The organism is Vibrio sp. 1978 (assembly GCF_033344345.1).
Window position 1 is genome coordinate 18,269 of the sequence record NZ_JAWPOP010000018.1, and the last position, 11,949, is coordinate 30,217.

Here is an 11,949-nt window from a genome sequence, read left to right on the forward strand (position 1 = left end):
GTTAGAAAGAAAAACGCCCTTCACTAAATCAATGAAGGGCGTTTTAATGTATTCGAAACCGTTACTTAGCTGATTCAAACAAACCAGTTATACCTTTCAAAGGGAAAAGCCTTGCTTGTTCCAAACCTATCAACGTTACTTTACTAAGGTCATCAATAAAGAAACGACTGGTCATCGTGTGTTTGCCACCATTAATGAAAATCTCGATGACAGAATTGTCGATATATATATCAATCGTCTGCTTAGCGTCCAATCTTGGTGCTTTTCGAATGCTACCAAATTCTTCTGCGTACAAATGAGACATGTGACGACGGTCCAGCATAAACTCGTGCTTTGTCGCACTAAAGACGATGTTGTCACCTTTGAGGTTACTCAGCTCAAGTTCAAAGCCATCGCCCTCAAGGTCTAATTGGATCAAACAACTTGTGCTTTCCAGTGTATGGGACTGTGCAAAGACTACCTCTTCTTTTCTTAAACTCTCCAATTCAGGGAGTGGAGTTTGAACAAGAAAACCATCTTTCAACGTTAGTTCTCTAGGAAGAGACAACATTCCTGCCCACTGGTGTGTGACCGATGGCGTGTCGATTTCTGGCAACCCTATCCATGCAATAAGAATGCGACGCCCATTCTCATCTAAATAGGTTTGTGGGGCGTAGAAATCAAACCCATAATCTGGCTGTAAAATATCTTGGTGGTTTTCTAAAGTCATCGACTCTAGGTTCAACTGATCACCCACGATATACGCGACAGAATAGATGTTTTTGAAATCATAAGGATTACTACTGCTCACGCCCTGTGGAGAAAACAGCATCACCGATTGACCATTAATCTCAAATAAATCAGGACACTCCCACATGTACCCAAGGTCAGAGAACTTGGTCTTGATAGGACCTTTATGCTGCCACGTTTTCAAATCTTTGCTTTGATAGAGCGCCATAGAACCATGCTCGGTTTTGGTTTGAGCACCCACCACCATCAAATAGTCGTCGCCTTTCTTCCAAACTTTTGGGTCACGAAAGTGCTCCGTGTAATGTTCGTTCTCAATGACTACACCGTGCTTTTCAATGCTACCGTCTGAATCCATGGTGGCAAAACACTGTGTTGGGATTCGATTCCAGTTTTGGTCACGCTTGTTGCCAGTAAAAAACAGCAAAGCCTTGTTGTTTTCCACCAAAGCGCCGCCCGAATAGACACCATGTGAATCGTAGTCTTGGTCGGGATGAAGACCCACGCCATGATCAGTAAAATGGATAAAGTCTTTAGTAGAAAGGTGATACCAATACTTCATTCCATGGACTGGTCCCACAGGCGTCCACTGGTAAAAGATGTGGTGCTCACCATTGAAATAGCACAACCCATTTGGGTCATTTAACAGCCCAAATCTAGGGGCGATATGAAAACTAGGAAAGCCTTTATCTTGCTGACGTGAAAGTGTCATTTCTTCGATATCACACTGAGGGATTTGCTCAAGTCGGCGATATCTTTGCTCTACAGTCCAACGGTTGTTTAAGCTCATAATTTTTCTCAACTGAAATTGGATCTGAAGATCATTGCCCAATAAATTGCAGCAACTCTGTCTGGGTCGGAAGCGCGGTCATTGCGCCTTTTTGCGTCGTCGCTAATGCACCACAGCCATTTGCCCATTGAATCGCAGAGCTAACAACAGGATGATTTTTCCAATCGTCATGCCGAGACAGGCATGCCAGTAGCCCTCCGACAAAAGCATCACCCGCACCTGTGGTGTCAATCGGACTAACGACTTGACCTGTGATCAGTTCACTCTGACTTTCAAAGACGCGCCAAACACCTTTCGCACCTTGTGTCACCAAGACCAAAGCAATATTCAAAGAGGCTATTTGTTGTAAACCTTGCGCCATCGACGTTGAGTCAGTTAAGAACAAAAGCTCTTCTTCAGAGAACTTAACCACATCGGCCATCGCTACAGCCTTCATCACGACAGCTTGGATTTCTGATTGATCTTGCCACACTTCATCACGCAAGTTAGGGTCAAAGCTAATGAAACCACCAGCGGCTTTTGCTCTTTTGATCGCCTCAAATGTGCTGCTTCTACTTGGCTCATTTGCCAGTGAAATTGAGCAAACGTGTAGCCAGTCACCTTGCTTAAAGTTTGGGATGTCTTCAACAGACATAAACTGATCAGCGCTCGGTTTTACCATAAACGTAAAGCTGCGCTCACCTTGCTCGTCTAAATCCACCACCACTGTTGATGTTCTTTGCTCAGGATCTTTAACGAGAAACTCCGTGCTCACGCCCTCTTGATCGAGCGTTGATTGCATGAAGCGACCAAATGGGTCATCACCTACACGTCCAAAAAACGCACTCTTACCAGATAGACGAGCAATTGCTACGGCGACATTCGCTGGTGCACCACCGGGACATTTGAGTAAAGAAGTCTCAGATTCCGGTATTAGATCGACAACAGCATCACCAGTTACCCACACTTGATTCATCTTGCTTACCTTGAAATTAAAGCCCTGATAGTCCAACGTGTTGAACACCTTCACTACCAAGTAAAAATTGAAAAAGGCTAGCCAAGCCATTAGTGCTTGGCTAGCACCCCAAACATTTAGGAAAAGAAGTGGATTTTGGGGGACTCCACCCCTAAGGAGTTCAGATTAAGCCGCTGCTTTTCTACCGACTTTAGCGCGGTCACGCATACCAAGAACAATGGTGAGAACAAATGCGGTCAAGAACGCGATCACCATACCCGCGATGTAGTACCCAATCTTCTCTGGCGTAATGGAAATGATGCCTGGAAGACCAGCTGCGCCCAATGCCTGAGCTTTCACATTAAACATTGTGATGAACGCACTTGATAACGCCGCAGCGCAAACTGCCGCAATAAATGGGTAACGTAGTTTTAAGTTAACACCAAACATAGCCGGTTCTGTAATACCTAGCAAACCCGTAACACCAGATGGAATCGCAATACCTTTCATCTTCTTATCTTTGCTCATCACGCCCACCGCCAACGCTGCCGCTCCTTGAGAAACGTTAGACATCGCCGCAATAGGAAAGATAAAGGTGCCGCCCGTCGTCGCAATATCCGCAAGAAGTTGAGTTTCAATCGCAATGAAGCTGTGATGCATACCAGTAATAACAAACGGAGCATAAATAAGACCAAATACCGCACCACCAACAAAGCCAGCAGTGTTGTATAGCCAGTTCAGACCATCACCCAATAGGAAACCAATATCACGCGTGAACGGACCGACGACAGTAAACGTCAGCAAACCCGCTATGAAAATCGCCAGTAATGGCGTTAAAAGGTTGTCTAAAACAGAAGGTATGACTTTACGTAAGCCTAGCTCAACCTTCGCAAGAATGAATGCCGATACCAAAACCGGTAACACCGAACCTTGGTAGCCCACTTTTTGGATTTCAAAGCCAAGAATATTCCAAACCGGAATGTTGCCAGACACAGATGCGCCGCCGAATCCCCAACCATTCAGCAAGTCAGGGTGAACCATCAACATACCTAGCGCCGCCCCTAAATATGGGTTACCGCCAAACTTCTTACTGGCTGAAAATGCCAGCAGAATAGGCAGGTAAACAAACGGCGCGTTCGCAAACGTGTTGATCATGTTCGCCAAGTCTGTCAGTCCTGGGTTGGCATCAATCAAAGATTTGCCATCAATGAACAAGCCTTGAGCAGTCAATAGGTTATAGATACCCATCAACAAACCACCAGCGACGATTGCTGGAATGATTGGAACGAAAATATCAGACAGCCCTTTCACCGCGCGCTGAACAATGTTTTGTTTCTCTGCGCCAGCAGACGCAACGTCGTTGGTGGACATTTCACTCATCCCCGTCAACTTCGCCATTTCTGCATAAACTTGGTTTACGATGCCAGATCCAAAAATGATTTGGTACTGACCCGCAACTTTGAACTGCCCTTTTACTCCTTCAAGGCTATCAATCGCTTGTTCATCTATTTTTTGCTCATCTGCAACGGCAAGGCGTAAGCGTGTCGCACAATGCGCAAGTGCGGTGATGTTGCTTTTACCACCTAATAGAGTTAACAACTCTTTTGCTACTGCCGGATAATTCATTTCATACCCCATTGGATTATTATCTGAGCTTGCGAAATTTTCGGGAACGTTTGCAAAACAGATTTTTGCTCAATAAAACCAAATGATCAAAGATAAAGCAGAGAGAATGTGAGAATGATCGTCAAATTCTCTCCCTAAGAGCAGTATAGGAGGTTAGAATCGCTACTTATCAAAGAGCTTTTCATCTTCTCTTTGCAAACAATCCCAAAAACGAAAAACAGAATGGATAGGAACAATGGCGAGTCTGCATGATGTCGCCCGTCTGGCTGGCGTATCAAAATCAACAGTGTCACGGGTTATAAACGATGAATATGGCGTAAAAGAAGCGACAAAACTGAAAGTCCGCCAAGCAGTAGCGGAGTGTGGCTATGTGCCAAACCAAGTCGCTAAAGATCTAAAATCTCAAAAGACCAATCTGGTTGGTGTCATTGTTCCTCGGGTTTCCTCTCATGCCACATCCCAAGGTGTCGATGGATTAACCGATGTCCTTGAAAAAGCAGGGAAACATGTCTTACTTGCTAGCACTCACCAAGCCCACGAAAAAGAACTGGAATACATTCAGATCTTTAACCAAAAACGGGTTGAAGGGATCATTCTTTACGCCACCCACCTCGATTCCAAGCTGGTAAAAGCAATTCAAAACTCAGCCGTTCCAGTTGTGCTCGTCGGTCAAGATGGTTCCATGTTTAATATTCCAAGCATCATTCATGATGACGCACGAGTAGGGTTTGAAGCGGGAAATAGACTGGTTGCAAAAGGTTGCCAAACCATGGGTTTTATTGGCGTGCAAGGTGACGATATCGCGGTAGATAAGCAACGCTCTGAAGGATTTGTTCAAGCGCTGCAACACCATGGTTTTGAGATCGCCTTCCATGCTCGTGGTGACTTTACCATCGATTCTGGCTATTCATTGGCAAAACAACACTTAACAAAGAACCCTAAGCTAGATGGCTTGTTCTGTGCGACAGACCGTATTGCTATCGGTGCGATGAGAGCGATTCAAGAGCTCGGGTTAACACCGGGTAAAGACGTTTTAGTGCTAGGAGTTGGTGATGATGAGCTCGCATCAGTGTGTACCCCAACCTTATCAACATTTAACTATGCATTTGATAAAGCGGGTGAAAATGGTGCGAAACTGCTACTAGATAGAATTGCCAACAGAAGTTTTGAAATGAGTAAGATGGTACTAACCTTCAAAACAATTGAGCGTCAGTCCTGTTAATGAAAAAGCGCCAACTGAAATCAGTTGGCGCTTTTCTTATTACTCTTTGTCGGTTAGATCCCTTTAGAACCAAGTTTCCATTTGCAGTGCAAACAGAACTTCACCACCATCACCCATCGTTGCAGCACCCGCATCCTGGCTAATCGAGTAGCTATTCAAGTCTTCGCTCCAATCAACGTAGCTAACTGCAAAACGTAGCTCCGGACGGTCAAAGAAACCTGCAGCGGTAGACATCTTAAGCGTTGGTGCGATTGTCGCTTTGTAAAAACTGCCACTTGCTTTATCAATCGCATTGTCTAGGTCCATGTATTGGTATGAGCCTTCATAAACCATCTCAAAGTTCTGCGTAAACTCTTGCGCTAAGCGGATGTTGAACGATGCCCACGTAAATTCATCATTTTTAGCAAAGCGATCTTGGCTGTGTTCTGCTAGCAACGCAGGTGCTACACGCCAGTTGTCGCCGATGCGTGTTACACCATAGCTGAACAAGCGTACGGCTTTTGCGTCTTCTAACAAATCTCCGTTTGAACCGATGCCTTTAAGTTCCGCACCCAGTCCATCACCCATCAAAATACCGGTTTTAGAGAAGCCTTCACTCATGCCAAAGAAGGTATCGCCATGGTAAGCAAACATCGCATGTAAACCTTTGTCCGCTGCTCCTTCTACGCGATCATTGTTATCAGCTGACGTCATGCCGCTCAGCATCAATTGCCAATTACCGAAGCGGTTGTTCATTGTCGCGATATAGTTTTCAACATCCGTTGACGAGCTATCAATCTCACCAAAATCACGACCATAGATCGAGAAGTTTGCTTTCCATGATTCGCTCATTTGGACGTCATACACACCAGCACCAGTGCCAGATAAGAAAACAATATCCGAGTCAAAGAAGTGAATGTCAAAGTTATCACGATCAAATCGTTTACCAGCCCAAAACGTCGCGTCAGCAAAAGCTCTTGATTCAGAGAACATACTCAACTTGTTTAGCTCAGCATATACCTGACGAACGTTTAATTGACTCTCGCTCGCCGTCCATTCGTTATTGGTTTCCGTACTATCTGCCAACATGATTCGGAACAATGCGCTGGAACCATCATCTGCAAAACGTTTGTGAATAAGGTTTGCTTCCACATAGTGATCATCCTCTACCCCTAATCGCCCAACTGGAGCGCCAATAGCACCAGCTGCCGTCATGTAAGGACCAGTACCCACTGCACCATTCAGATCGTCATTAATCAGTAGCCCGGAACGAGCGTAGCCGTGAAACTCAAAGCTTGAGGCTTTCTCATTTGCTTCTGTGGATGCTTTTTCTGTCTGTTCAAGTCTCTGTTCTAATTCATTAATTCGCTTTTCAAGAGCGTCAACATCTGTTGCTGCGAATACAGGTGCAGTAACCAGTCCAAGCGCTACTGCCATCGTCAAAGTGTGTAGTTTCATTTCCATAGTCTCACGTAAATTTATACTTAGGCATATTGCAAACGCTCCCAAGAAAAATCGCAAACTTATGGTGACTTTAAATGTCCATCTAAAGCCTGAATTTCAGAGCGCTCGTACTCAGAGCGTCTCTACTACTTATATCAATGAGGGCGATAATATATAAACTTTTCGGGAACGTTACCGCAAAGAGGTAATTTTGTTACTTCTATCACGTTCAATTGTGTTACTTACAGAAAAATCATTAACCAGCGCACATTTGAATTAATTGTTAGCGCTAGAGGAAGTAGTTTGAAGGTGACAGGCTACAAAGAAGGAGTTTAATGTTCATTTGAGAGAATACTCCCTCGCTTCCCTATGCTACTTGATGGTAACTCATCTCTATTTATTGATGAAAAGTAGCAGCTAAGGTTGAACGTAACTAAGAGCGAAGCGGATCTCGATACCTCATTTCAAACAACTTGAAAGGCTGTTAAGACGAGATAAACGACCTTCATTTTCTGTGAAGAGCGCTTTGTTGTTCTAATTCAAGCTAACGAAACACTTTTTTGGACAAAAATCATTTAGGGTCGATGCTCTAAATAACCCTATATTCATTACTTAATGTATTCTGACCGAGCCAAATACCCCACTAAAGTGGAAGTCAATGATAAATAAATATGCAAAAGGCAAGGTTTTCACACCTTGCCTCTATTAAAATCATGCTGCATACCACCCATCAGCTAGCACTTCAGCCTGATCGAGAACAAGCTTAATCGCCTCTTCAGCCGCATCAGGTGGGTACTTCCAACGACGCAGTAAACGACGTACAAGGTTGCGCATACGAGCACGGACACTCTCACGTTTCTGCCAATCTACCGTAGCGGACTTACGCAGTTGGTGAGTGAGTTCAATGGCGAGTTGACGAAGGTTGTCATCGCCTAGGGTTCGCACAGAAGCTTCGTTGGTGACCAATGCACGGTAAAACGCTATTTCATCAGTAGATAGGTTGAGCTTATCCATCATCTCAGCGTCAGCCTGCATCTCTTTAGCCCACTGGATCAGCTCTTCAATTACCTGCGCGGTTTCAATGTTGCGATTATGATATTTCTGCAAAGTCGACATAATACGGTCGGAATATTTCTTTTCCTGCACTACATCGTTTTTCATTCTTGCTTTTACTTCGTCGCGCAGCAGCTTTTCTAGCAGTTCTACGGCTAAATTCTTCTCTTTCATATTGGCGACATCTTCCAAAAACTCAGGAGAGAGCAAGCCAATATTGGGCTTATCTAAGCCAACGGTTTTGAAGATGTCATCGACTCCATCTGCCACAATTGCATTGTTGAGGATCTGGCGCAAAGCAGAATTGCGTAATTCGTCGCTGCGTTTCTTGTCAACAGTAGAATGTTTTAAGAAGGCGGTCTTAATCGCTCCATAAAAGGCAATCTCGCTCTTATAGCCGTCCACTTCATCCAAGGTATTACACAGTGAGAAGGCTTTCATCATCGCAGCCATAACATCAAGAAAACGGCGTTTACCATCACGAACTTCTTCACCTTTGCTGTTGCGGTGTGAGAGGCCAGATATATGGTTCACGGCTCCCGGAAGCAGTTGCAGTGGTTTGGTTTCAAAATCCGGACGATAATCGAAGACGGTACCATCGACGGGCGTGGCAAACATTCCGCGAATCACGTCTATTTTTTCCATGAAGACAGCGAAAGCTTCAGCGGTGTCGACGGTAGGCTGACCTTTCCCTTGACTGTTGGTATAGGTCTTAAGTGCGTTTTTAAGCTCATTGGCAATACCAATATAGTCAACAACTAAACCTCCGGGCTTATCCTTAAACACGCGATTCACACGCGCTATCGCCTGCATCAGGTTATGACCTTTCATTGGTTTGTCGATATACATGGTATGGCAGCAAGGCGCATCAAAACCTGTTAGCCACATATCACGGACAATTACTAATTGCAGTTCATCACTGGTGTCTTTATAACGTTTCTCGAAAAGCTTCTTAGTCTTCTTATCATGGATATGAGGCTGCATTTTAGCTTTGTCGGCGGCGCTGCCAGTCATGACGATTTTGATCGCGCCTTTATTTGGATCATCGCTATGCCATTCGGGTTTGATAGCCACAATTGCATCGTATAAATCCACACAAATCTCGCGACTCATGGCAACGATCATAGCCTTGCCCGGAAAGGTTTCACAGCGAGTCGTAAAGTGCTCAACCAGATCTTGCGCAACCTGCTGGATTCTTGGCTCTGCACCAACGAGTTTTTCGAGAGCTGACCACTGTGATTTTATTTTCTCACGACTCTCAGTTTCTTCGTCTTCGCCTATTTCCTCTTCGACCTGATCGTTAAGCGCTTCGATTTCACCTTGATTAATATCGAGCTTGGCTAAGCGAGATTCGTAGTAAATCGGCACAGTGGCGCCATCATCGACAGCATCTTGAATATCGTAAATAGAGACATAGTCACCAAAGACACCACGAGTATCTTTATCATCCATCGATATCGGTGTACCCGTGAAACCAATAAAGGCCGCATTTGGTAGCGCGTCACGCATATACTTTGAGTAGCCATACACATAACGCTGATCAATCACATTGCCGTTCTCGTCTTTGACATCAACAAGTCGAGCTTTGTTGCCATACTGACTGCGGTGCGCCTCATCGGAAACCACCACGATATTAGATCGTTCAGAAAGGATAGGATGTGCCATTTCTTCATCGAGCAGCGCAAACTTTTGTACGGTTGTGAAGATGATGCCACCGGACTGACGGTTAAGAAGTAAATCGCGTAATGAATCACGATCTTCAGCCTGTTGAGGGATTTGCTTCAACGTTTCTTGAGCCATGGTGAAGGTATTAAATAACTGACCATCTAAGTCATTACGGTCAGTCACCACCACTAAAGTTGGGTTATTCATCTCCGACTGTTGAAGTAACTTACTCGCGTAGCAGACCATCGAAATGCTTTTCCCGCTGCCTTGGGTATGCCAAACCACGCCTGCTTTTTTGCTTCCGGGCACCACCGTATTGGCATAGTTGGCTCGTGGTTCGGTGACTTGGTCAGAGGTTGTGGCCGCGATGACAGTTGCTTTCACCGCAGCACGCACGGCATGGAATTGGTGATAACCTGCGATTTTTTTGATGATCTTGTCGCCATCATTTTCGAACAATACAAAGTAGCGAATGTAATCGAGCAGCAATTCTGGCTTAAAGAAGCCACGCACCATGGTCTCTAATTGGAATTCGAGTAACGGCTTATCGTCTTCGTCCTCGATGGTTTTCCATGGCAAAAAGCGCTCTTTATTAGCCGTTAACGATCCGACTCGCGCCGTCCAACCATCAGAAATGACCAGCGCTTCATTGAATACAAAGAGATCAGCGATTTCTTCTTTGTAAGTTTGGATTTGATTGTAAGCATTCCAAATATCGGCGTGATCATCGGCTGGGTTTTTTAGCTCTATCACTGCCAAAGGCAAGCCATTGATAAATGCCACGACATCAGGCCTGCGATTGACCTTGGTGCCTGTAATGGTGAACTGATTGACCACTAAGAATTCGTTATTCTCACGGTTCTCAAAATCAATTAAGCGAACATGAGTATGTTTGCTCACCCATTGTTCTTGCTCCATCACAGAGTATTCAACGGGCACACCCTCGATTAAATATTGGTGAAAGAGTTTGTTGTTTTTAATAAGTACAGGCGTTTGCGGCGTGGCAACGGTTTTCGCTACTTCGATTAAGGTGTCACTGGGTACATTAGGGTTTAAGGTTTCCAAGGCAGACACTAAACGCGCCTGTAGAGTGACTTGCTGATAGTTTTCACGTTCAGGCGTATCACCATCCGGTGCTATGTCATAGCCATTTTGGTATTGGTAGCCTAGCTCTTTAAACCAATCGAGGCATTGTTGTTCTAGTTGGTCTTCTGTTATCACTTTGGTTCCTCGCTACTTAAGCGCTGCATCTCGGTGCAAAAGGAATTAAACGCGTCATTCTCAAGAAAAACGCTTTGTAACATTGCCATTTGAGTAAAATATACTTCCGTCTGCTCTTCTAACGTCTGAGCATCCTGAATAAAACTCGTAAGCTCGCGATATATAATCAAAGGATGCCACGGGTTTAATTTATGCCCTGCAATAGTTCTATCACTTAGCTTCCAATCTGTGGGTAATTTCGCCTTAATTTCATTGACCAGAAGGTCATAATACCCTTGAGATTTTAAACTAGACTGGATGCTTTTATTAACACTCAACACTAGCGATGCAATAGGCCCATTTCCCATCAAATCTTCGACTTGATGATCATACCCGTCCATAATAAACCCGCAGAATATTCCGGGTATCCAGCCACTTTCGTCATTGCCTGCATTGATTGAAGAAAACTCCAAACCAATTCGACCGAAAGCATCGTAGCGACCACGCGCGTTACGGTGTTTAGGCGGAATGTGAAATTTAACCTTATTACTTTCCTGATAAACAGGCCATGACCGATGCAGAGAGCGACGCGCTATTTCATAAAGCTGCTTATCTATATTTTTAACGTCATTGTAATAGGCGATCGCCAAAGGATTTAGCGGTGTTGAATTAACTAATCCATTGCTTTTTATTAAGTTAACGAACTCAGCGCGCAACCAGCTCTCTTTATTATCACCTTCACCTAGCGACTCAATAATTTTGGCGACTTCATACCAACACAAAGCGATATCCGGTGATTGGCGGTGTTGTCCAGAATGAGCAGTAACGAGAGCGATGAGGAATGACTTATTCAGATGCGCTTTAGCGAATTTTCGATAATTACTGAGTTGCTTATTGTGTAGTTCAGACCAAACCTTGTGCTCAAAAACAAGGCAAAAGTCCTCATCGGTGGAGTTCCACAACAGATCAGGATACTTTCCACCAAAATTGACTTGAGTATCTATATCTGTGGAAGTGGATAGATTTAAGATCTCCGCTCTATACTGTGGTGATTTTTCAGCAAGTAGCTGAGCATATGCTTTTCTGACCACTTCATCATACTTAAGTAGCCAAGCAAACGCTTCGGTAATAAAGTTTTCTGTAGGGGATGTTTGATGACTTGATGCATATTTGCTGACGTTAACAAGTAAACTTTCCATATCAATGATTCCATGATGCCTCAGTACTTTTAGCTAAGTCTGAGGCTATTATATGTTTATTATTAGTTCTGTTAGCCTAACTCGATTTAGATTATCACCAAGTTGCTATTTT

At 44.3% G+C, this 11,949-nt stretch carries 7 protein-coding genes; 1 reads left to right on the plus strand and 6 read right to left on the minus strand.

Features of this window, described 5'->3' with window-relative positions; genetic code table 11:
• Positions 1 to 61: 61 nt before the first annotated feature.
• From R8N49_RS17040 to R8N49_RS17050, 3 genes are all read right to left on the minus strand, one after another.
• Entirely contained in the window at positions 62 to 1,516 is a 1,455-nt protein-coding gene (locus R8N49_RS17040) for a sucrose-6-phosphate hydrolase (RefSeq protein ID WP_186585467.1), read from the minus strand.
• 31 nt (positions 1,517 to 1,547) lie between these two features.
• A complete protein-coding gene (locus R8N49_RS17045; protein WP_017819849.1) occupies positions 1,548 to 2,471 on the minus strand; it encodes an aminoimidazole riboside kinase in 924 nt (307 codons plus the stop codon).
• Between the two features lie 165 nt (positions 2,472 to 2,636).
• On the minus strand, positions 2,637 to 4,076 hold the full coding sequence (locus R8N49_RS17050) for a sucrose-specific PTS transporter subunit IIBC (RefSeq protein ID WP_025767958.1): 1,440 nt from the start codon (positions 4,074 to 4,076) through the stop codon (positions 2,637 to 2,639).
• 235 nt (positions 4,077 to 4,311) lie between these two features.
• Between R8N49_RS17050 and R8N49_RS17055 the strand changes: the two genes are divergently transcribed.
• Positions 4,312 to 5,298, plus strand: coding sequence for a LacI family DNA-binding transcriptional regulator (locus R8N49_RS17055; RefSeq protein WP_005373712.1), 987 nt, complete (start codon positions 4,312 to 4,314; stop codon positions 5,296 to 5,298).
• A gap of 63 nt (positions 5,299 to 5,361) precedes the next feature.
• On the opposite strand, the gene R8N49_RS17060 is transcribed toward R8N49_RS17055, so the two are convergent.
• The 3 genes from R8N49_RS17060 to R8N49_RS17070 form a co-directional block, all read right to left on the minus strand.
• A complete protein-coding gene (locus R8N49_RS17060; RefSeq protein ID WP_186585612.1) occupies positions 5,362 to 6,735 on the minus strand; it encodes a carbohydrate porin in 1,374 nt (457 codons plus the stop codon).
• A 696-nt stretch (positions 6,736 to 7,431) separates the two neighbouring features.
• Positions 7,432 to 10,659, minus strand: a complete 3,228-nt coding sequence (locus R8N49_RS17065; protein ID WP_237309913.1) for a type I restriction endonuclease subunit R — start codon at positions 10,657 to 10,659, stop codon at positions 7,432 to 7,434.
• The gene (locus R8N49_RS17070) at positions 10,656 to 11,837 is read right to left on the minus strand and encodes a PD-(D/E)XK nuclease family protein (protein WP_237309911.1); all 1,182 of its coding nucleotides are present in this window, start codon (positions 11,835 to 11,837) and stop codon (positions 10,656 to 10,658) included. Before R8N49_RS17070 ends, R8N49_RS17065 begins: the two co-directional genes overlap by 4 nt.
• Between the last annotated feature and the right edge of the window lie 112 nt (positions 11,838 to 11,949).